This window comes from uncultured Aquimarina sp. (genome assembly GCF_947500065.1).
Classification (GTDB): domain Bacteria; phylum Bacteroidota; class Bacteroidia; order Flavobacteriales; family Flavobacteriaceae; genus Aquimarina.
Genome location: NZ_CANMQT010000011.1, coordinates 102139 through 122932 on the forward strand (window position 1 = coordinate 102139; position 20794 = coordinate 122932).

At 32.8% G+C, this 20794-nt stretch carries 21 protein-coding genes; 8 read left to right on the top strand and 13 right to left on the bottom strand.

The window, feature by feature from the left end; all coding sequences use genetic code 11:
- Positions 1 to 30 precede the first annotated feature (30 nt).
- Positions 31 to 660 (top strand): 16S rRNA (guanine(527)-N(7))-methyltransferase RsmG, encoded by a 630-nt coding sequence (gene rsmG, locus Q0975_RS23545; RefSeq protein ID WP_299441610.1) that lies wholly within the window; start codon positions 31 to 33, stop codon positions 658 to 660.
- Between the two features lie 31 nt (positions 661 to 691).
- Here the strand turns inward: rsmG and Q0975_RS23550 are convergent, their stop codons facing one another.
- Positions 692 to 1420, bottom strand: coding sequence for a hypothetical protein (locus Q0975_RS23550; protein ID WP_299441613.1), 729 nt, complete (start codon positions 1418 to 1420; stop codon positions 692 to 694).
- A 546-nt stretch (positions 1421 to 1966) separates the two neighbouring features.
- On the opposite strand from Q0975_RS23550, the gene Q0975_RS23560 reads away from it, so the two are divergent.
- Positions 1967 to 2329: a helix-turn-helix transcriptional regulator gene (locus tag Q0975_RS23560; protein ID WP_299441615.1), complete on the top strand. Its 363-nt coding sequence runs from the start codon at positions 1967 to 1969 to the stop codon at positions 2327 to 2329.
- Positions 2330 to 2459: 130 nt separating this feature from the next.
- Here Q0975_RS23560 and Q0975_RS23565 read toward each other — a convergent pair whose 3' ends face one another.
- The 9 genes from Q0975_RS23565 to pruA form a co-directional block, all read right to left on the bottom strand.
- On the bottom strand, positions 2460 to 3311 hold the full coding sequence (locus Q0975_RS23565) for a hypothetical protein (RefSeq protein ID WP_299441617.1): 852 nt from the start codon (positions 3309 to 3311) through the stop codon (positions 2460 to 2462).
- A gap of 56 nt (positions 3312 to 3367) precedes the next feature.
- Positions 3368 to 4348 carry a hypothetical protein gene (locus Q0975_RS23570; protein ID WP_299441619.1) on the bottom strand — a complete coding sequence of 327 codons (981 nt, stop codon included), beginning with the start codon at positions 4346 to 4348 and terminating at the stop codon, positions 3368 to 3370.
- Positions 4349 to 4412: 64 nt separating this feature from the next.
- Positions 4413 to 5138 (bottom strand): hypothetical protein, encoded by a 726-nt coding sequence (locus Q0975_RS23575; RefSeq protein ID WP_299441621.1) that lies wholly within the window; start codon positions 5136 to 5138, stop codon positions 4413 to 4415.
- Between the two features lie 195 nt (positions 5139 to 5333).
- A complete protein-coding gene (locus Q0975_RS23580; protein ID WP_299441623.1) occupies positions 5334 to 5711 on the bottom strand; it encodes a hypothetical protein in 378 nt (125 codons plus the stop codon).
- A 198-nt stretch (positions 5712 to 5909) separates the two neighbouring features.
- Complete coding sequence (locus Q0975_RS23585; protein ID WP_299441625.1) at positions 5910 to 6494, bottom strand: hypothetical protein; 585 nt, start codon at positions 6492 to 6494, stop codon at positions 5910 to 5912.
- Positions 6495 to 6676: 182 nt separating this feature from the next.
- Entirely contained in the window at positions 6677 to 7942 is a 1266-nt protein-coding gene (locus Q0975_RS23590; RefSeq protein WP_299441628.1) for an MFS transporter, read from the bottom strand.
- A gap of 515 nt (positions 7943 to 8457) precedes the next feature.
- A complete protein-coding gene (locus Q0975_RS23595; protein WP_299441631.1) occupies positions 8458 to 8925 on the bottom strand; it encodes a GNAT family N-acetyltransferase in 468 nt (155 codons plus the stop codon).
- Positions 8926 to 8955: 30 nt separating this feature from the next.
- Positions 8956 to 10065 carry an FAD-dependent monooxygenase gene (locus Q0975_RS23600; RefSeq protein ID WP_299441634.1) on the bottom strand — a complete coding sequence of 370 codons (1110 nt, stop codon included), beginning with the start codon at positions 10063 to 10065 and terminating at the stop codon, positions 8956 to 8958.
- A 105-nt stretch (positions 10066 to 10170) separates the two neighbouring features.
- Positions 10171 to 11799 carry an L-glutamate gamma-semialdehyde dehydrogenase gene (gene pruA / locus Q0975_RS23605; protein WP_299441637.1) on the bottom strand — a complete coding sequence of 543 codons (1629 nt, stop codon included), beginning with the start codon at positions 11797 to 11799 and terminating at the stop codon, positions 10171 to 10173.
- A gap of 160 nt (positions 11800 to 11959) precedes the next feature.
- On the opposite strand from pruA, the gene Q0975_RS23610 reads away from it, so the two are divergent.
- The gene (locus Q0975_RS23610; RefSeq protein ID WP_299441640.1) at positions 11960 to 12676 is read left to right on the top strand and encodes an NRDE family protein; all 717 of its coding nucleotides are present in this window, start codon (positions 11960 to 11962) and stop codon (positions 12674 to 12676) included.
- A 57-nt stretch (positions 12677 to 12733) separates the two neighbouring features.
- Positions 12734 to 13744 (top strand): DUF6695 family protein, encoded by a 1011-nt coding sequence (locus Q0975_RS23615; RefSeq protein ID WP_299441731.1) that lies wholly within the window; start codon positions 12734 to 12736, stop codon positions 13742 to 13744.
- On the opposite strand, the gene apaG is transcribed toward Q0975_RS23615, so the two are convergent.
- The 3 genes from apaG to Q0975_RS23630 all read right to left on the bottom strand — a co-directional run bounded on the left by apaG (position 13719) and on the right by Q0975_RS23630 (position 16529).
- On the bottom strand, positions 13719 to 14105 hold the full coding sequence (gene apaG, locus Q0975_RS23620; protein ID WP_299441643.1) for a Co2+/Mg2+ efflux protein ApaG: 387 nt from the start codon (positions 14103 to 14105) through the stop codon (positions 13719 to 13721). The two genes, Q0975_RS23615 and apaG, sit on opposite strands and share 26 nt — an antisense overlap.
- A gap of 2 nt (positions 14106 to 14107) precedes the next feature.
- The gene (locus tag Q0975_RS23625; RefSeq protein WP_299441646.1) at positions 14108 to 15160 is read right to left on the bottom strand and encodes a DUF3667 domain-containing protein; all 1053 of its coding nucleotides are present in this window, start codon (positions 15158 to 15160) and stop codon (positions 14108 to 14110) included.
- A gap of 100 nt (positions 15161 to 15260) precedes the next feature.
- The gene (locus Q0975_RS23630) at positions 15261 to 16529 is read right to left on the bottom strand and encodes a DUF5103 domain-containing protein (protein ID WP_299441649.1); all 1269 of its coding nucleotides are present in this window, start codon (positions 16527 to 16529) and stop codon (positions 15261 to 15263) included.
- A gap of 189 nt (positions 16530 to 16718) precedes the next feature.
- On the opposite strand from Q0975_RS23630, the gene Q0975_RS23635 reads away from it, so the two are divergent.
- The 4 genes from Q0975_RS23635 to Q0975_RS23650 are packed head-to-tail and all read left to right on the top strand — an operon-like array spanning position 16719 to position 20759.
- Entirely contained in the window at positions 16719 to 18071 is a 1353-nt protein-coding gene (locus tag Q0975_RS23635) for a Na(+)-translocating NADH-quinone reductase subunit A (RefSeq protein ID WP_299441652.1), read from the top strand.
- 4 nt (positions 18072 to 18075) lie between these two features.
- Entirely contained in the window at positions 18076 to 19299 is a 1224-nt protein-coding gene (locus Q0975_RS23640) for an NADH:ubiquinone reductase (Na(+)-transporting) subunit B (RefSeq protein WP_299441655.1), read from the top strand.
- A gap of 2 nt (positions 19300 to 19301) precedes the next feature.
- On the top strand, positions 19302 to 20057 hold the full coding sequence (locus Q0975_RS23645) for a Na(+)-translocating NADH-quinone reductase subunit C (RefSeq protein WP_299441658.1): 756 nt from the start codon (positions 19302 to 19304) through the stop codon (positions 20055 to 20057).
- A 3-nt stretch (positions 20058 to 20060) separates the two neighbouring features.
- On the top strand, positions 20061 to 20759 hold the full coding sequence (locus Q0975_RS23650; RefSeq protein ID WP_299441661.1) for an NADH:ubiquinone reductase (Na(+)-transporting) subunit D: 699 nt from the start codon (positions 20061 to 20063) through the stop codon (positions 20757 to 20759).
- Positions 20760 to 20794: the final 35 nt, after the last annotated feature.

Sequence of the window (20794 nt, forward strand, 5' to 3'; positions counted from 1 at the left end):
CATGTATTTTTGCGCTTTAAAAAATACGTAATGGATATTCTACTTAAATATTTTCCCGAATTAACAGAGGACCAAATACATAAGTTCGGTCAACTGGGTGATTTGTATAAAGATTGGAACGCTAAAATCAATGTAATTTCTAGAAAAGATATTGATTTATTATACGAGAGACATGTGTTGCACTCATTGGGGATTGCTAAGGTTCAAGCGTTTAAAGAAGGGTCCACTGTGCTAGACGTTGGTACAGGTGGTGGTTTTCCTGGAATACCATTGGCGATACTGTTTCCTGAAACTAAGTTTTATTTGGTAGATGTAATCGCAAAAAAAATACGTGTTGTTAATGAGGTTGCAAGCGCGTTAGGGTTAACAAATGTTAAAGCAGAACAAAAGCGAGCAGGAACATTTGATGGACGTTTTGACTTTATAGTCAGTAGAGCAGTAACCAATATGCCTGATTTTGTGAAGTGGGTACGTAAAAATGTAACTAAGAAGTCAAATCATGAATTACCAAATGGCATTTTATATCTTAAAGGAGGTGATCTAACAGAGGAACTGGGGTTGTTTCCAAAAGCAAAGCAATACAATTTACCAGATTATTTTGAAGAAGATTTTTTTGAAACAAAAAAAGTAGTACATCTTCCAATAAAGTATAAGTTGTAGGGTTGCATTGAAGGGGAGATCTGTTTTGTTTCTAATATACACGATCTAACATGTCTTTTTCTATTTCTGCGATCAAGTGGACTAAATTTTGTTGATCTTCTTTTTTTAATTGATTGAAAAGTTTATCTCCTTCATTTAGCATTTCAAGACCTAATTCAAGCCCTTCAATTTGGGATAATGAGTAAGAATCTTCTTTTTTTCTCATTAAAGTGATTAAATATTGAATAACCTCTTTGATTTTCTTAATTAGGATTTTATCGTGTAAGGTTTCAAATAAAGATTGGGAGTTATCAATAAATATTTCTATTTCATCACGAGGTAATAATTTTATGAGTGTATCAATTTTTGATAGGGTATAAGGGGGTTCTGTTTTGTTTTTTATAGCTTCATCAACAAAAGTATTTTCAAAATTTGCTGCTGCTCTGAAGGATTTCATTGCTTTTAAACCAGCATTCAAAATTTTGGGCAGATGTCTTCCATAATTAAAGACCAGTTTAGAAGCATCCAATAATATTCTTAATAATTTTTGGGGATGTGTAATATAATCATCCAGACTTTTGAATGCTTCGTTTAATTTTTTTCGCTTATTAAATTCTGGATACATATAATCCAGGAAGAAATTCCTAAGTAGATTTACTGTTTCTTCATTTATTGAATCAGGAATTTTATAGTTATCCTTGATGTTTTGATATTGATATCTTTGAAAAATTGTATTTCGGTATCCTTCAATTATTTCTTCCAAAATTTTCTCTCTGGTCATCTACTTATATTTTCTTTTTTATTTCTCTGTCATTACAATAGTGAGTAATCGCTTGTGAAAGTATAATTTATTTTAAAAGCGACAATTTTTTCAAGAATAAACAGTGCTTTTAAAACTCAATAGAGGTTAATTTTTGATCTGATAGGTACTATGGATACAAACCACAAACCCGTCTATTGTTGAGTAAATTTGCGTTGCTGGAAAAAGAGAGAGCAACTAGGTCAGGTACTCTAGCTGTAAATTAGTAGAGAGAGAGATTTATGAACGATTAGTAGGCAAAGGAAAGAGTGACAAATAAATTATTAAAACAAGTATTTGCTACAACAAAATCAGGAAAACCATACGATGAAAACTTCGTTTCTAAATCAGTATAAAAAGATTTGTTTTTTTTAACTCAGTTCTTTGTTGTGCCTAGTTGTTATTAGAGTCAGATTAATGTCATATTACTGTCGTATTACAGTCATACCGATGTCTTATGGGTTGTAAACTAAAGAATGGTTAATACCTATCTTTGTACAATAAATAATATTGGAAACCTTTAAGTGCATGAATCCTAAAACAATTAATTTAAGAGATATTAAAAAAATGAGATTGGAAAGACATTGGTCGCAAGATCAATTGTCAGAAATGAGTGGATTAAGTATAAGAACTATTCAGCGAATTGAAAATGGAGAGAATGCAGGTTTAGAATCATTGAAATCTTTAGCAGCGGTATTTGAAATCAACATTACTGATTCAGATAAGAACCAAGAAATGGAACAGATTAGAAATGAAGAAGAATATGTTCAAAATGTAAAGGGAGTTTATAAACTTCTTGCAATTGCATTTTTGAGTTTGGTAGCTCCATTTATTATCGCAGTTAATGATTCATCCAATTGGATTGTTTTTTTATGGATGCTGCTTTCTTGAGGTGTAATACTGGGAATTTATTCTCTTAATGTTTTTAACTTCTTTGGAGAAGAATGGAAAAGAAAAATAATTAATAAGAAATTCAAACAGAAGTAAAAGTTTTTTAATTCAGTTCTTTTTTATATACCCTTTATTCAGTTACATATTTAAAATCAGTATTTTTAATCAGCCAAGTTATTGCTATGGAATATCCGATAATTGGAGAAATACCATAACCTAAAAGAGGTACAGGGAAGTTTCCAAATAAAGTGGATAGTAAAACGACACTAAAATATATTCCTAAACTTATACAAATTGATTTGTTTTTTTCTGTTTTAAAAATAAAAAACGGTATCGGTAATAGTATTAATGAAAGAACGCTGAATATATACCAAGTTGTTCCAATTCCCTTAGTCATTTGGAGAATCTCCTCTACATAATTTACGGGTGGTAAATCATCTAAAAAATACCAAGTCCAAACAGATGCCATTATAGGTATAGCTAATACTACATATTGTATTTTGTTGGTAACATATTTTTGTGTAAAAAAAAGTGATGCAAGTGCAAATGCGGTTGCTTTAGAGGCGTCTGGTTGAAATGATAATATTGCAATAATTCCAAATGCTAGTAATGTTATAAGCCACCAATTTTTAAAATTCAGATTTTTTTCTAATTCAATTAATAATAGAGGTAATACAATACTACCAATATTTAAATTGATAATGCCGATTGATAGCCACCTATAAACATTACTTAAACCATTATCAGTAAATGTTAGGAGTAATAATAGAATACCAACAATAATAATTATTAAGCTATTTAATTTTAAAAATATTTTTCGAGAAATGATTAGGTATGAGGATGCACTTACTAATAATAATACTGCAAAATTTTGTAGCCATAAGTTGGAGGAAACGTTATTATGATACATTGTGAAGATTCCAAAAAAGATAGAAGGAATCATAATTATTGAAGGCAGAATCGAACGAAAAATTGTTCTCATATTTTACTTTGTTTCAGAAAAAGTTTCGTCTTAATGATGTATAGTGTTATAAATAGTTATTTTTTTAATAATTCATTTAGTTCGTTCTGATTTATTGCTTTTAAAGATAGCTTAATTGATTTTTTGTCATTCATCAGTATTTTTTGAGCAAATAACTCACCATCTTTAATTCCAACAGCGATTAAAAAAGTATTTTCTAATATAGGTATGTCAGTTAAAAGTATATTTTCTGTCTCGGCAGGGTAATAGCTAGTGAAAGAATTTAGGTTTTCATATATAGTATAAAAAATTATTCCATCTAATGCTTTGTCATTCATAACAGAAAAGTCCTTTTTAATAGACTCTTCGATAAACCTGTCAATATTTATCCATCCAAGTTTGTTTATTAATAAATTAGAGATAACTCTAGATTCTATCTTTTCTTGATCACTAGCTGTTAATTCATAAATGCTATCTCTTTTTCTCCATAAATCTTGATAATAGGATAAAGAGTCTAGTGTTATATCGTATGGCTCATCTATGTGAATTTTTTTATTAAAACGTATTATACTGAAATAAGAATCTGTTTTTGACCAAGATAGTTGTCCAATGGAGTCCACTTCTCCATTAAATATTTTGTCTTGCCCTGATAAATGAACAGGGAATTTTATTGTAATACTAGAGCTATCTTTTAAATTAATTTTTTTTCCATTTTTTTTGAAATTCAAAAAAATAACTCCAGATGATTCAAGTAATTTATTATCCTTTGTAATAGTCGGTATATTATTTTTTATTAAATCAGAAATGTCATAAAATTCTTTTAGTTCCAGGGAAATTTTGTCGGCTGAATCAACATCGAACGAATCTCGGTTAAAATAAATCTCTGTACCGTATTTTCCAGTTATTTTTTTAAATTGGATGGTGTCTATATTGAAGATTTGATTTTGACTATTTTCAATCACCTTGAAAGGGTTGAATACTTTATTTGTTGATTTCTTTTCTTTGGAACAGCTTAGGACAACAAGTAACCCAAAAATGATGAAGCTAAGTTTTTTCATAATTGTATCTAACGTTTATTGTATGTTGCGTTTGCTTCCCGAAGGGGCAAATTGTTAGTACCTTTTATATTTTACCTGTTAGTTTTAAATACATAGTACCAATCACGGAAAAAAGAACAAAAATCAATAACCACATTCCATTTTTGGTTTTCTTGTCTATATTCTTATTTCTGCGAACTTCATAAAAAGAATAACCTAAAAATAAAATCAAAATTGCTCCCGATATTCCTACGATCATTTTATTATTCGAGATATAAACAGAAACCATCATTGCTAACACTATCAAAATAAACACTATTCTGTATTTTTCGATTAGAGGTTTTTTATCAGATTCAGTAATAGGGTGAATTTGGGTTAACAACTGTTCAAGTTTTTCAGGGTTTTTTATTTGAGAAGGTATTCCAATAATTTCTGTGGTAGAATTTCCAATTATGGTTAAAATTCCTTTCGGATTTCTAATTATTGATTTTATTTCATTATGCGGAATAGAAATTCTTTGAGTATTTAATTGCTCTCTTATTATTTCGTTTTCATTTATAATCAGTCTGTAACTTTCAAATAATCCTTTTTGTCTATTTATTCCTTTAAATAAACCAAAAGCTACTGCACCAATTATGATTGGAATTACAAACGGAAGTACATTCACATCACTCGATTGTCCATTGGAGTTAAAATGACTGATTGCTAATCCAGTTCCAGCAGCTAGAACTACTACTGGAATGGCTCTCAGTATCATTGTTTTTTTGATTTCCGCAAATCCGTTTTCCTTTATTTGAAATTCGTTGTCCATTTTATTTAATTGGTGCTAACGCCAAATATATGAATCGAAGCAAGGTAAACAAGCCTTAACCAATTGATCTATCTGCGCATTTTTATTTCTTGTTAATTTATAAAAATCTAGCGCCTTAGCAAAAAGGAAATAACTTTGCGATTTGGGACTAAACTTTACTCTGATTTCATATATCTTGTTGTAACCAGTTCTATTTTACTTTTTAATCAATTCAGAGATTTCTTCAAGATTTAATTCCATCATTTTTTTATGAACAAATCCTCCAAAAACTATAAATAAAAATGATGAAAGAAGTCCAAATAAAATTCCGTTCTCATATATAAATCCGATTGTCCATATAGTTAAAAAAAACAATACTAAAATCAGAATAACTTTTTTCGGTTTAACAGTCAGTTTCACTTCAGAAATATTTAGGTCACAAGTAAAGTCATAAAAAGCCTTTCCGAAAATCAGTATTTTGTTATTTTCCAGTTCTATTTTTTTACAATCAAACTTTTTAAGAGAATCGGCTAACTCAGATACTGACTTTTCAGTCTTAATTAGCTTATATATATGAAATTTAGGTAGATTCATTCGAATTGGTTACAACGTCTCGGCTATGATTAGTGCGGGAATTAAAAGTAGTGAACTTTCGATTAGGCACTTAGCCAAAACTTTTTATTTTGTTTTCTCTTTTTCTTTATAAAGCCAAATCAAAAAGATTTGGCGGACTTCGTAAATGTTCCTATACTTTGGGTTAAGTACCAAACCCCGTATTAATTATAGCCTTTGTTAGGCATTGTTTTCTTCAATTTTTCCATTGTCAGATATTGAAAATCTGTATTTTTCTCCGTTTTTATACCCACAAATTTCATATAATATCGTTTTAGTTATTTTATATGTCATTTCTATATTTTCTCCGCAAAAAAAAGCAAAACAATCAATTGTTTTCCCATTTTTAAAGTGAACGTAATTAAAGGTTTTAAAGAGGTTGTCCATTTTTTCCACAAGTTCTGTATTCGTCTCTTTCATAGAATCAAAAACCCAATGAACAACAAAGCCAAAATCTTTATGATTTTCAGTCAATTTTTCTTGAACCATATGAGGATGAACTATTTGTATTTCAACCCAATCACTATGGTTAATGTCTATTTGAAATAAGTAATTTTTTTCCTTAAATAAATCGATTGCCTGACTTAATGTGTTTTTTAATTCATAAATTTCAAGTTTTTCTATGTGCTTATTTCTTTTTTCATAAAGTTTCCTTGAAAAGAAATTGAAAATTTTCCTTTTTAAACCTTTTTCAGGAGGGATAAGGTAATCCATACCATCGATTATTGTCCTTTTTGAAAGTAGATTTAATATAATTTCAGTCATTCTTTTTCGAATAATGCCTAACATGCGTGTATAGTCACTAAAAGTAACCATATATCCGTTTATAAGCGTTTGTATGTGTAAATGTATAATAAACGACTATGACATAAAGAAACATAAATTTCCCTTTAATTCAAAAAATAAGAAAGCAGGAATGTGTAGTTTTTGGTTTGGATATTAAAAAATCAGGTTTGCTTTTTCTTGTTGTACAATCGATAATAATACCACGCAGCAATACCACCTATAAAAGAAAATAATGCTAACATCCAGAATACGTGTTGATGTCCTGTGATACCAGGCGAATTCTCTAAGAGATATCCCATCGCCGGACCTGCAAATATATCTGGCGTATACCCGATTAAAGAAATAAGCCCAACCGCAGTTCCCGTAAGTATCAATGGGATTTGACCTCTCTGCATTACTGCAAAGTACAATGAACGTGCGGCATAAACTCCCGTTGCTACAACCAATATCGAGATAAAAAATAAGACTGTTGCTGAATCCGAAATAATACCAAGAGCAAATAATAATGCTCCCAGAAATGACACTACAAAACTAACAACCAACCAGAATGTAGTTTGCGTGCGGTCTGCCAATACTCCGATTAGGATACCAATAACTGGGCGAACAAATAACAAAAAAGTACCTACTTGCGCAGATTCTACTTGATCATATAACATCACTTCTTGCGCGTATAATGAAAATACATCGGTGATTTTGTACCCTACATACGCACATAGAATTATGATCATCAGTAACCATACAGATGGTAAACGCAACACTTCTTTGATTTGTGATATTGTGATTTTTTCTAAAATGATTTCTTGTTCTGTTTCCTTATCAAGTTTCATGAAAAACCACACCAATAGTCCCACCAATGTTACTATACCAGCTGATACGAGTATCACTTGCTTAAAAGCTGCTCTACTTTCTAAGACCGTAGCTTCTGTAATATCGGAAGTTATAAATAATGAAAAAATGAACACACCCATAGCACCAAACAGAGCACCTACTAATCCGCGTCCGCCGTCTAAAAATCCAAATGCCTTACCTTGTGATGTAGATCCTCCCCATATCCGCGTAGCCTTGATCATTGGTGCCCAGAATAAAAAAATGGTCGTAAATCCCCAATACCCATATAATATTTTCAATACTGTGTAATCAGGAAATGTAGCATACACCAATCCACCTAAAGCGGTCATCCATAATGCTGCGGCTATCAATTTCCTTGGAGGAAATTTATCCGCAATAGGTCCTCCGAAGAGATATGATAGTAACGCAACAATACCATAAACAGAAAAACAAAGTCCTAATTGAAGATTGTCTAAACCAAATGCTTCTAACACTGTAGGTCTAAAGACCCTAGCGAGTACAAAGGGAAGAATAAATACAGATTCTCCAGCCAAAATAAGTAATAATAGAAAGTACCAGGGAGCTTTTTTTTGATTCATGGAGTTTTATAGGATTATATTTTACGCATAAGCATGCGAATACTTGTCTAAAGATAGTGTTTGTAATTGTTTTTGAAATAAAATGAATACTTCTATGTATTGAGAAAATAGATTCCGACCTACGTCGGAATTACAAGGTTTGGCATTTTTTGTCATTCCAGCGTAGGCTGGAATCCAAAATAAAGATAAAAGTAAAAAAGAGCTTCAATTGTAGCGAATTCGGAATTGTAAGTAAAGAAATAGGATAAAGAAAGATGACTATATGATCAAGACGCTATTAACCTGAGTTAGATATAAAAGGTGCTATTATTTAATGTTTTACAATCTAAAGGATTTCTTTTCCTTGGATGACAACGCTTAGCGATGTACGAGAAGGAGCGTTGGAGTTAGGATGAGGAGTTTTCGTAATAAAAACCCTCACCTTAATTCTCTCCCAGAAGGAGAGGAAACATAAGAGCGATAATTATATGAAGTTAGACTTTATCTATACCTTTTATTATATCCAACTCAGGTTATTAAGACTTATCTTTTAGGTCAATTCGCATGCGAACCAAGTATTTTTCAAAACCTGCTTTTTCATAGGCTTTAATGGCTCTAGGGTTTTGATCATACACATCAAGTTGTGCTTCGTAGATATCCTTTGCTACAAACCAATCGGATAAATACTGAATTATTTGCTGACTGATTCCTTGGCCTCTGTATTCTTGCATCACATACATAAAACCAATATATCCCATCTTACTTTGTTTAAAAAACTCTTTGCGATCTCTTATTTGACCATAACCGCTGCCTACAACTTTTCCATCGATTTCAGCTACGATAACTTCTGTATGATCAGATTTTATGTAGTCACCAAGATCATAGTAGTTTATTTTCTCTGAAGTGATTAATGTCGGATCCATAGGGATCTCTGTTTCTATGATTTTTTGTTCAAAATCAAGTAGCGTTGGTAGATCTTCAATTGTTGCAGAACGTATGATCATTGTTTTGAGTTTTTAATAATTAATTTAAAATCACCAGTCAGGAGTCTCGGCTAGTGGTCTGTAATCTTCGATCCAATTTTTTTCTCCTACTTTTTTTAATCCAAGTTTAGCGATCCAAAAGGGTAGTTTGGATAGTTTTTCACGGTTTTGATTACGTGCTCTTGTCCATTCTACTCGGTGTATTCTGTGTTTGGAAAACTTCGTGGCTATAGTGTTCCAATCTTCATTTTCTAATAATTTTGACAATATAATTGCATCTTCTAATGCAAGTGCACCACCTTGTGCCATAAAAGGAGGCATTCCGTGAGCGGCATCTCCGATTAGAACGATACGATCTTTGCCCATTATTGATAGAGGAGCAAGTTCTTCTAGATCATCCCAATGAGAAGTTTCGGGATCCCAATTTCGCAAAATTTCTGGAAGGGGTGAAGCGAATTTTTTAAAAGGCTTCATATACTCCTCTTTGTCGAATGTTTTAAAACCTTTTGTTTTTCTATTGACATAGCAATAGGCCTCTTCAGCGTTCATTGGAATTATGAGAAATTGCCCTGTCGAATTCATAAATAATGACCAAGAATTAATTTGGTCAGGCTTTTTGATAATGAAACGACATACTTGTGCCGTAACTTTTCTTAAAGGAATGTCTCCTAAGGTAAGTTTTCTGGTTTTAGAGTGTAATCCATCTGCGCCAATAACTATATCGAAGTTGTCTGCAGTTCCATCAGAAAAAGTAACAGCTACCTGTTCAGGATTCGTTTTTAGTTGGTCAATTGTTACTCCTAAAGAAATATTTTTAGAGTCTATGCCTTCAAGAAGAATGTTATGAAGTGTTTTTCTGTTAATTCCTAAACACGGTTTTTTTCGATTCCATATTTTTTCCAGATCTAGATCTAATATCATGGTTCCTTTAGCATTCATGATATGTCGAGAACTGACTATGAATCCTTTTTGTCTTACAATATCTCCTAATCCTATTTTGTCTAAAGCGACTACACCGTTAGATGGCATATACAAACCTGTTCCAGAAATTTGCCAGGCTGGTTGTTTTTCAATGAGTTGTATGTGATGCCCCTTGTTTTGCAGGAGCCTTAGTAAAGTAAGCCCAGCTATTCCTCCTCCTACAATTAAGATTTTCTTCATTTTTTGTGTTCGTATATATTTTAGTGTGAATTTAGTTGTTTTTATTTTTCAAATCAAACAAAAAAAAGCGCCAATTGGCGCTTTTTTTAATAGGTTTTATAAAAACTACTCTCCTAAGAAAGGATATCTATAATCTGCTGGAGTAACAAAAGTTTCTTTGATCGTACGAGGAGATACCCAACGTAGTAAGTTAAGGTATGATCCAGCTTTATCATTAGTTCCAGATGCTCTAGCACCACCAAACGGTTGTTGTCCTACAACTGCACCAGTTGGTTTATCATTGATATAGAAGTTACCAGCAGCATTTTGTAATGCTTTGGTAGCTTCAGCAGCAGCATATCTGTCAGTTGAGAAAATTGCACCAGTTAATGCATACTCACTAGTCTCATCAACTAAAGCTAATGTTTCTTCCCATTTGTTGTCATCATAAACATAGATAGTGATAACAGGTCCAAAAAGCTCCGTGCACATTGTAGTGTATTTAGGATCTTCTGCTAGAATTACTGTTGGTTCGATGAAATATCCTTTAGATTTGTCATGTCCACCACCAGCAATAATAGTAGCTCCATTATCTTCTTTTGCTTGATCAATGAATTTGGCAAGTTTATCAAAAGAACCTTCGTGGATTACAGCAGTAATAAAATTACCCATATCCTCAGGGGATCCCATTTTGAAGGATTTGATATCTGCTTTTAAGAATTTTTCAACATCAGCCCATAAGCTTTTAGGGATATATGCTCTAGATGCAGCACTACATTTTTGTCCTTGGAATTCAAAAGCTCCACGAGAAATTCCTGTAGCTACTTGCTTAGCATTTGCGCTAGGATGCGCTACAATAAAATCTTTTCCTCCTGTTTCACCTACGATTCTTGGATAAGTTTTGTAATTATGGATGTTTGCACCAATTTTAGCCCAAATGTCTTTAAATACGTGAGTACTACCAGTAAAGTGAATTCCAGCAAAATCAGGACTTGCTAATACTGTGTCGGTAATCATAACTGGATCTCCGTATACTACATTGATAACTCCATCTGGTACACCAGCTTCTTTAAAAATGTCTACGATTACTTTTGCAGAATAGATCTGACTATCACTAGGTTTCCAAACTACTGTGTTCCCCATCAAAGCAGCACTAGCTGGTAGGTTTCCTGCAATTGCAGTAAAGTTAAATGGAGTGATCGCGTAAACAAAACCTTCTAATGGTCTATACTCTAGTCTATTCCAAGCGCCAGAAGTAGAATCTGGTTGATCTTCATAAATCTGAGTCATAAACTCTACATTAAAACGTAGGAAGTCAATGAATTCACAAGCAGCATCAATCTCTGCCTGATATATGTTTTTAGATTGTGCTAGCATTGTAGCTGCATTAATCTTAGCTCTATAAGGTCCAGCAATTAGTTCTGCAGCTTTTAAGAAAATAGCTGCACGTTGTTCCCAAGCTAGATCTGCCCATTTTCCACGTGCTTCAATAGCAGTGTCTATAGCCTTCTGAATATGTTGTTTCTCAGCTTTGTGATAGGTTCCTAAAAGATGTTTATGGTCGTGTGGAGGTGACATTGTTCCAGTATCTCCAGTTCTGATTTCTTCTCCGTTTATAAATAAAGGAACATCAACAGATGAATTATACATAGATTTATATGTCGCCAGAACTTCTTCTCTTTCAGGAGTTCCTGGAGCATATGATTTTACAGGCTCATTTATTGCTGTTGGAACTTGAAAAAAACCTTTTCCCATGATCTTGTGTATTTAGTTTAATTTGTAAGATTTGTTAGAATACTTCAAGCGGCAAAGATAGGAAATTATGTAGGGCAATGTTTATTTTAACCTTTTATAAACATGTATAGTGTGTATTTTTTTTTGTAAGTTGTGCGAAATTTATCCGACCCAAAAATCTATGTGTACAGTAACTTTGATCCCCACCCAAGAAAACGGTTTTATATTGACCTCTAATCGTGATGAGGCTATAAATCGAAAAACCCTGGTTCCTGAGTTTTATCAGGTGGATAAAACTAGGATGTTGTTTCCAAAAGATGCTGTTGCAGGAGGAACTTGGATAGGGCTTAGCGATAAAAATACTATGATTTGTTTGCTTAATGGAGGTTTTGAAATCCATGAAAGACTTGTGTCATATAGACAAAGTAGAGGAGTGGTGGTAAAAGATCTTTTAGCCGCAGATGATTTACAAAAAGCAATTTTGGAATATGATTATAAAGGAATCGAACCTTTTACAATAGTTGCTGCGCATTGGCAATCTGATCTTGAGTTTTTTGAGTTGGTTTGGGATGGTAAACAAAAACATTTTAAAGTTTTAGAAAAAGAAACTCATATTTGGTCTTCGTCTACGTTGTATACGAATAAGATGAAAAAGACAAGAGAGGATTGGTTTGGTGCATTCGAGCAAGAAAATGTATTAACTTCAGATGCACTTTTGGATTTTCATAAGAATGCCGGAATTGGTGATAAGGATGTAGATCTGCAGATTGACAGAGGTTTTTTAAAAACAAGAAGTATTACTCAGATTGTTAAAAATGATGAGGAGTCTACAATGCGATATGAGGATCTTCAGAATATAGAAGTAAATATTGTTGCTTTTGAGGCTATAACCGTTTAGTTGAAGTTATCTAAATTGCATTTTGAAAATAAGTATAATTAAAATTTTAAACGTGTGATGAATTACACGGGCAAAATAATTTCCCTAGCTTTTCCAGATACCTTTGTTCGTTTTTCTGACGAAGAAAAAAAATCTACTGGTGTGTTACAGTTTTTTGGCTTGGGAAAAGGCGGAATTATTAAGGCGGGTCATGCAGCTTTTGTGCTCATTGAGAATAAAACTGGTATTGCAGAGTATTATGATTTTGGGAGATATATAACTCCTCCCGGGAAAGGTAGAGTAAGAAGTGCTGTTACTGATGTAGAACTTGAAATTCCTTTTAGAGCTACTTTTACATCTGATGGAAAATTGGACAATGTAAATGAATTTCTTTTGTGGCTAGAAGCTAATCCTGAGAAAACTCATGGTAGTGGTCGATTGGTTGCATCGGTATGTGATTATATATACTATGATCAAGCTAAGGCTTATGTTATTGAAACGCAAAATAAAGGAAGTATTCCGTATTCTACATTTAGGAAAGAAGGGAGTAATTGCTCAAGAATAGTGACCGATACAATTTTAAAAAGCACGGATAAATCTAGGATTAGAACACCATTGCTGCGAAATAAATTATTTACTCCTAGTCCTTTGGGTAATGTGGAAAAAGGATCTATGGAGAACAAAATATATCAGGTGGAGAATGGAGTTTTGATCGAATACCCGAACTCTGTTTTTAGAGAGAATCTCACTAATTATTTTGATAAAAAAGGACTAAAGTTAGAAGAGAAAAAGGATGTTGTATTACCAGATTTTTTGAAAGAAGCGTGTTTTCTGTCAGGAATCGGAAGTGGGGCGTATTTTATCATTAAAGAATCATCTCAGGCCTCTTTATTTGAAATCAGAAGATATACAGAATATGGACAAGAGGATTTTAGAGGTCTTTTTGAGACGAAATCAACGTTTTTTTATGATCGAGAATATAAGTTTGTGTACGATTCTCATTGTAAGTGTTGTCATATAGAGCAAGAAGGTAAGGTCATACGATTTGATCTTGTTGAAAAACTCAATTCAAAGCAAAAGGAGCGCTAAGCTTAAAACTAGGGATGATCACTTTGAATTTTCTGGTAGATGTAAAGTTAACCATGTTGTAATGCCCTTTCATGGCTCCAAAAGGAGAGCTTAAGAGGCATCCGCTATTATAGGTGTGAGATTCTCCAGGCTTTAATACAGGTTTTTTCCCGATTACACCTTCACCTTCCACAATTTCTGTACTGCTTAGTGCGTCTTTTATTTCCCAAAAGCGAGAGGTGAGTTGTACTGAATCTTTACTTTGATTCTCTATGGTAATACGATACCCAAAGGCAAAATGAATCTTATAGTTCTTAAAGAACGTGCCTTCAAAGGTGGTGTCCACCGAAATTTTTATCCCTCTGGTTACTTGTTCAACCATTATTAAAAAATAAACATAGATCCTACAATCGTTATGAAAGACCCTATTCCTGCTAAGATAAAAAATAATACGTTCACTAACAGAAATTTAACAATAGTTTTGACTCGTCTTTGCTGATAGAACTTACGCATTGCTTTATACAGGTAAAATAGGAAGACTAACATTGCGATACTGGATGCAGCCTCACTTTTGGTGATTTGATCTATCAAAATTGCGATTCCCATTAAAATGAAAAACATGGTTTGCGTATGGAAGATAAAAACCAAATGTTCCATGTAATTAAAAGGTCTTCTTATATATAATACCCATATGGTCAGCGCAAAAAATGGAAGAAAGAAAAATATAATAAATGGCAGTTTGTTAAATACAAACTTTAGAAGCTCCATTGGGTTTTCATTCAGGTTTTTTGTGCGTATGCTTCTTCGGTATAGATATTTAGTGTATCCATTTTTAGTATGATGTAGGCTGTCTAAAGCAATACTAGCATCTAATTGTTTGGTTTTTTTATAGTGTGATTTATAGGTTCTCCAGCGATTTTGAACAGCATCCGTAACACCCATGGTGTCTAGTTGAATCTCACTAAAGTAAACGGGTTTTTCAGTATCTTCGGGTTCGGGTATAGAGTCTTTTGCAATGACTTTTTTACTAGGTGCTTGACTGGATAAATTAACATTTAATAACTCTTGATTCTGATTGTTTTTTTGAGTGATGAAACTATCAAAATCGATAAATAAACCACTTATGATGAAAAATAATATGGAAACGCTGAGATAAAACCTAAATGGGTTTGCATATTTTATTCTTTTGCCTTCTATATAGTCCTTAGAAATCATACCTGGTCTAAATAGTAGGCCGACTATAGTGTGTCTTAGTCGAGAATCATAGGAGAACATGCTCGCAAAAAACTCATTGAAAAAATCTTTGAACGAAAGTTTTTTGGTAGTATTAATTTGACCGCAATTATGGCAATAGCGATCGATTATGTCCAAAGGAACGCCGCAATTAAGACATTCGTTTCCTCGGTACTTTTTAAGAAATCTCCCCTTTTCTTTCATTTTTGATTGATGGTTTGCAGAATAAGACTAAAGTAAAGGTATTTCGTTACAATCAAAAAATAAATCAAAAACCTTATTTTGTTGTTTTTTTTTAGTCTATTTAGTTAGTAATATTTCTAGAATTTCCGACCCCTTTTCCAATAGCTCTGTCGTAACGAGCTCCAGGTGCTCTGTAGTAAGGGATTACCATATATTCATTTTCAGTTTCATCAAAATTACCACTAATAAATCCTGGATCCATAGTTCCGTCGGGTTTTACTAAAACGTATTTGTAGTTATTAAACCCTTGTTTGAATAATCTTTTTGTAGCATAAATAGCATTTTCCTTATCGTATGTCAATCGGGTCGATTCATCTGTAACATAATTGTTGAAATTACCATATATGTGAATTTCTCCTCCATTAAGTGGTTCGTAACTCTCTAGAGAAAAGTGCATCCAAGCATAGTCGGCTTCTGTATTGCTGTTTTCAGCTCTTAGGTTTCTTACCACAAAACTACCATTGATATCTGGGTAATATGTATAGATTCTGTTAGCTCTAACAATATCAGTATATAAATAGTTATGGTAGATCTCTTGAAGATCGATTCCTCTAATATTTGCAGTAGGAGATCTTACTTCTTTGTTGTCAAAGAAAAGATATTCGTTGCCACCCCAAAAACTAGATTCTGTATCATATTTGTAGACTAAATTATTTGCAATTGTAAATTGGGGTACGAGATTAGTTATGGCATTTTTTAGATCATTATTTTGTATCACTAATGTTTTAACATTGCGTTTAGGGTTTTTTAAAATTTCATTAGGCGAACTTATTTCGAATTGAACAGATTGTTTAGCGTCTATGTATTTTAGATTTCTGGATCGCTTAGTGTATACTTTTATGTTGGTTAAATTTTCATAAACAATAAATTTTCTTGAAAACACAATTTCATCATCATCATCGTAGATTTCTATCATATAATTACCACTAACTTTTAAACCCCTAGTATCTTCATTAGGAATTCTTAGCATATAATGACTGTACATTTGTAAAGTGTTAAACGAATTTTCGTAATTGACGATTCTGATATCGTCAAAGCCGTTTAGGTATTCATTTTTATACAGAGGAGAAGGAGTCCAGTCAAAATTGTAATGCGTTATTTTGTAGTAATAATCTACTTCATCACCATTAATGTCATCAAATCGAATATTAAATGATTCTCCGAGTTTTAGAATGGGTGTTCCGGAAAATTCTTGACTACCGAATAACTGAATTGTTTTGATGTGATCAGGAGGATTAACTTCGTCTATTGCTTGTTGAGCTACAATAAATGATTGGAAGCCTGTGAATAATCCTAAAATTAATGAGAATTGTTTAAGTTTTTGTGACATTAAATACATTATTAACTGTGTAAAGATAAACAAAATGTATGCCTAAATATTTGTTAGTTATTTTTGAGTTCAAAATTCATTATTTAGAAACGTTATAAATAAAATCTTATAACAGAACCAGCTTTCACTTACGTGTTTTAATTATTAAATTTGCACGATTTTTTTAGTTAATTAACATAGACTACAAATATGTCAAAAGACATTCGTATCAGAAAAGGCTTGGACATTAAACTTGTTGGCGAAGCGGAAAAAGTAACTGCAGAAGCCACCAAAAGTAATGTTTACGCAATTAAGCCTGACGATTTTCACGGTATTGTACCAAAAGTTATTGCCAAACAGGGTACAGAAGTTAAAGCCGGCGAACCATTATTCCACTCTAAAACTAATGAGAAAATGCTTTTTCCTTCGCCAGTAAGTGGTGAGGTTGTGGAAATTATTCGCGGTGCAAAACGAAAAATATTAGCATTTAAAATTTTAGCAGATAAAGAACAACAATTTTCAGACTTTGGAACAAAGGATGTAAAGGCAATGAGTGGAGAAGATATTAAATCTCACTTATTATCTTCTGGTTGTTGGCCTTTTATCAAACAACGTCCGTATGATGTTATTGCTAATCCTGAAGTTGCACCAAAAGCGATTTATATATCCGCTTATGTTACAGCTCCTTTAGCTGCTAATTTAGAACATGTACTTGTAGGTAAAGAACAAGAACTTCAAACTGCTGTTACTGCATTAAGTAAATTGACGGAAGGACATGTTCACGTATCGATAGGTAAAAAAGAAAATTCACCATTTTCTGGATTGGACAATATTACATTACACAATGTAAGTGGTCCGCATCCTGCCGGAAATGTAGGTGTGCAAATAGCAAAAATAGATCCTATAAATAAAGGAGAAGTTGTTTGGGTTGTTACCCCGCAAGATCTTGTTATTATAGGAGAGTTATTGCTTACAGGAAAGTTTAATTCTGAACGAATAGTAGCTTTAACAGGATCTTCTATTAAGAGTCCTAAATATTTCAAAACCAGAATTGGAGCTGAGGTATCTTCGGTTATATATGATTCTGGCGTTAAGGATAATAATATTAGAGTAATAAGTGGAAATGTTCTTACTGGTGATAATGTAAAGCCTGATGGTAATTTAGGATATTATCATAATGCTATCACTGTAATTCCAGAAGGAAATGATTACGAACTTTTTGGGTGGAATAAGCCAATTTTCAATAAAATTTCTCCGTCAAGAGCATTAACTTTTTCCTGGTTATTTCCTAATAAGAAATATGACCTAAATACAAATACTAACGGTGAACACAGAGCATTTGTAGTTACTGGTAATTATGAAGAGGTTTTTCCTTTAGATATTTATCCGTTGCAAATTCTGAAAGCTTGTGCGGTTAATGATTTAGACGCTATGGAACAGTTAGGAATGTATGAGGTAGCTCCAGAGGATTTTGCACTGACTGAGTTTATATGTGTTTCTAAACAACCACATCAGCAGATCATTAGAGAAGGACTAGATTTAATGTTAAAAGAAATAGGATAAGGTCATGGGTTTAAAAAGTAAATTACATAACTTAAAACTTAAGTATAAAGATAAAAAGATGGCTCCTGCATTTAATGCAATCCATACTTTTTTGTATTTACCTGATGAAGTTACGCATTCTGGAGCTCACGTTCGTGGAGCAGATGATCTTAAGCGTACGATGAATACGGTAATTATGGCATTAGTGCCTTGTTTGATTTTTGGTATGTTTAATGCCGGATATCAATATCATTTGGAATTAGGAGAAGTAGATAAAGCTATTGGTTTTTTTAGTACTTCATTTTGGTCATTTGATAATTTGATAGTAGGATTATGGAAAGTGCTACCTTTATTGGTAGTTTCTTACGTTGTAGGTCTTACAGTAGAAATTATATTTGCTGTTATCAAAAAGCACGAAGTAGAAGAAGGGTATTTAGTAACAGGAATGTTAGTTCCTCTTATTGTACCAATAGATACTCCGTTATGGATGTTGGCAGTTGCTGTTATTTTTGGAGTGGTGATTGGTAAAGAAGTATTTGGAGGAACAGGAATGAATATCTTGAATCCGGCACTTACGATTAGAGCATTCTTATTCTTTGCATATCCAACATGGATGTCTGGAGATAAAGTATGGGTGCACGGAGCAGTAGAAAGAGCAAGTGAAATTGCTGGAGGCGCGAAATTAGATGCTATATCAGGAGAGACGGTATTAGGTAGTTTAGCTCAAGGAAAAGAATTTACGTATTCGGTTTCTGATATGTTTTTAGGATTCATACCTGGTTCCGTAGGAGAAACATCCGCCCTATTAATTTTATTAGGAGCCCTATTTTTGATTTATACTAAGATTGGAAGCTGGAGAATAATGCTTAGTGCTGTTCTTGGTGCGTTGGCAATGGGATTAATTTTTAATGGCGTTGTTAGTGCAGAATGGATTAGTTCTGGAAGTAAGTTTTATAGTTTAATGAGTACAGAGTTCTGGCATCATTTGATTATTGGAGGTTTTGCTTTTGGAGTAGTATTTATGGCTACAGATCCAGTGACAGCTTCACAAACCAATAAAGGAAAATGGATTTATGGATTCTTGATTGGATTTATTTCAATTTTGATTAGAGTATTTAATCCTGCATATCCAGAAGGAGTTATGTTAGCTATTTTATTGATGAACGTATTTGCTCCAACTATTGATCATTATGTGGTTCAAGGAAATATCAAGAAGAGAATGAAACGTCTAAAATTAAAAACTGCTTAGTTATGGCGATTGATAAAGATAAAAATTCGTATACAATTATTTTTGCAGTAGCGATGGTAGTTGTTGTAGGTACATTATTAGCAGGTATATCTTCGGTTTTAAAACCTAATATTACGGCTAATAAAATTACAGAGAAGCAACAGAATATATTGTTTGCAATGGGAATTGCGGATACAGAAGATACTAATGAGTTTGTTCCAGCGGAAAAAGCTCAGGAGTTATTTGATAAATATGTAGGTGATGAGCAGTATATTATTACTGGTAACGCTGCTGAGAAAACTACAGATGCTTTTAACATAGAAGTTAAAAAAGAAAATGATAAGGTAAAACAAGATCCTGATTATCAAAGAAAACTTCCTCTATTTATAGGTAAGAAAGATGGAGAAGAGTTCTATGTGGTGCCTATGAGAGGTAATGGTCTTTGGGATGCGATCTGGGGTTATGTTTCTTTAGATAAAGAGTTTAAGACTGTTAAAGGAGCATTTTTTGACCATAAAGGAGAAACTCCAGGATTAGGAGCTAATATCAAAGAAGCTTATTTTAGAGATGATTTTATAGGGGAAAGTATTTTAGATGCTTCAGGAAACTATAAAGGAATTACTGTAAAGAAAGGTAATGCAGATCCTAAAAATGTAGATAAAAGCGATAATGAAGTAGATGCGATGGCTGGTGCGACAATTACCGGTGATGGTGTTACTGCAATGGTGAAGAAGGGAATTAGAATGTATCAACCTTATTTCGAAACTTTAAAAAAATAACAAATGGCTGAAGTAACAGAAGAAAAAGTTGTAGCTAAAGTAAAAGAGCCTAAAGAGCCTTTATTTTCGAAGAAAAATAAGAAACTACTATCGGATCCTCTTACAGATAACAATCCAATTACGATACAGGTATTAGGTATTTGTTCTGCATTGGCAATTACGGCACAATTGAAGCCATCGATTGTAATGGCAATCTCGGTAATTTTTGTATTAGGTATTGGTAATGTAGTAATCTCTTTAATGAGAAATATCATACCATCTAAAATTAGAATTATTGTTCAATTAGTTGTGGTAGCGGCTTTAGTAATTGTAGTAGATCAGGTGTTAAAGGCATTTGCATATACATTGAGTAAAGAACTTTCGGTTTTTATTGGTTTGATTATTACCAACTGTATCATTATGGGACGTTTTGAAGCTTTTGCTTTAGGTAATGGTCCTTGGAAATCTTTCCTTGATGGTATTGGTAATGCTGCTGGATATGGTGTTTTATTGATTATTGTAGCTTTCTTTAGAGAGTTGTTAGGTTCAGGAACATTATTTGGAGCTAAAGTATTAGGAGATCCAATTGAGAAAACTGGATTGTATGCTTTTGGATATGAAAATAATGGTTTTATGGTATTGGCACCAATGGCTTTAATAACTGTAGGAATTATTATCTGGATTCAGAGAAGTAAAAATAAAGCACTAATCGAAGATCACTAGAAAAGTTCACAGTTATGAGTTGAAACTATATGTTT

Excerpts from the sequence above, each read along its gene's own strand:
- Q0975_RS23550 (WP_299441613.1), bottom strand. The coding sequence starts at position 1,420 with ATGACCAGAGAGAAAATTTTGGAAGAAATAATTGAAGGATACCGAAAT.
- Q0975_RS23640 (WP_299441655.1), top strand. The coding sequence starts at position 18,076 with ATGGGTTTAAAAAGTAAATTACATAACTTAAAACTTAAGTATAAAGAT.
- Q0975_RS23560 (WP_299441615.1), top strand. The coding sequence starts at position 1,967 with ATGAATCCTAAAACAATTAATTTAAGAGATATTAAAAAAATGAGATTG.
- Q0975_RS23645 (WP_299441658.1), top strand. The coding sequence starts at position 19,302 with ATGGCGATTGATAAAGATAAAAATTCGTATACAATTATTTTTGCAGTA.
- Q0975_RS23590 (WP_299441628.1), bottom strand. The coding sequence starts at position 7,942 with ATGAATCAAAAAAAAGCTCCCTGGTACTTTCTATTATTACTTATTTTG.
- Q0975_RS23595 (WP_299441631.1), bottom strand. The coding sequence starts at position 8,925 with ATGATCATACGTTCTGCAACAATTGAAGATCTACCAACGCTACTTGAT.
- Q0975_RS23635 (WP_299441652.1), top strand. The coding sequence starts at position 16,719 with ATGTCAAAAGACATTCGTATCAGAAAAGGCTTGGACATTAAACTTGTT.
- Q0975_RS23600 (WP_299441634.1), bottom strand. The coding sequence starts at position 10,065 with ATGAAGAAAATCTTAATTGTAGGAGGAGGAATAGCTGGGCTTACTTTA.
- Q0975_RS23625 (WP_299441646.1), bottom strand. The coding sequence starts at position 15,160 with ATGAAAGAAAAGGGGAGATTTCTTAAAAAGTACCGAGGAAACGAATGT.
- Q0975_RS23570 (WP_299441619.1), bottom strand. The coding sequence starts at position 4,348 with ATGAAAAAACTTAGCTTCATCATTTTTGGGTTACTTGTTGTCCTAAGC.
- Q0975_RS23610 (WP_299441640.1), top strand. The coding sequence starts at position 11,960 with ATGTGTACAGTAACTTTGATCCCCACCCAAGAAAACGGTTTTATATTG.
- Q0975_RS23630 (WP_299441649.1), bottom strand. The coding sequence starts at position 16,529 with ATGTCACAAAAACTTAAACAATTCTCATTAATTTTAGGATTATTCACA.
- Q0975_RS23615 (WP_299441731.1), top strand. The coding sequence starts at position 12,734 with ATGAATTACACGGGCAAAATAATTTCCCTAGCTTTTCCAGATACCTTT.
- Q0975_RS23565 (WP_299441617.1), bottom strand. The coding sequence starts at position 3,311 with ATGAGAACAATTTTTCGTTCGATTCTGCCTTCAATAATTATGATTCCT.
- apaG (WP_299441643.1), bottom strand. The coding sequence starts at position 14,105 with ATGGTTGAACAAGTAACCAGAGGGATAAAAATTTCGGTGGACACCACC.
- Q0975_RS23650 (WP_299441661.1), top strand. The coding sequence starts at position 20,061 with ATGGCTGAAGTAACAGAAGAAAAAGTTGTAGCTAAAGTAAAAGAGCCT.
- Q0975_RS23575 (WP_299441621.1), bottom strand. The coding sequence starts at position 5,138 with ATGGACAACGAATTTCAAATAAAGGAAAACGGATTTGCGGAAATCAAA.
- rsmG (WP_299441610.1), top strand. The coding sequence starts at position 31 with ATGGATATTCTACTTAAATATTTTCCCGAATTAACAGAGGACCAAATA.
- Q0975_RS23585 (WP_299441625.1), bottom strand. The coding sequence starts at position 6,494 with ATGACTGAAATTATATTAAATCTACTTTCAAAAAGGACAATAATCGAT.
- pruA (WP_299441637.1), bottom strand. The coding sequence starts at position 11,799 with ATGGGAAAAGGTTTTTTTCAAGTTCCAACAGCAATAAATGAGCCTGTA.
- Q0975_RS23580 (WP_299441623.1), bottom strand. The coding sequence starts at position 5,711 with ATGAATCTACCTAAATTTCATATATATAAGCTAATTAAGACTGAAAAG.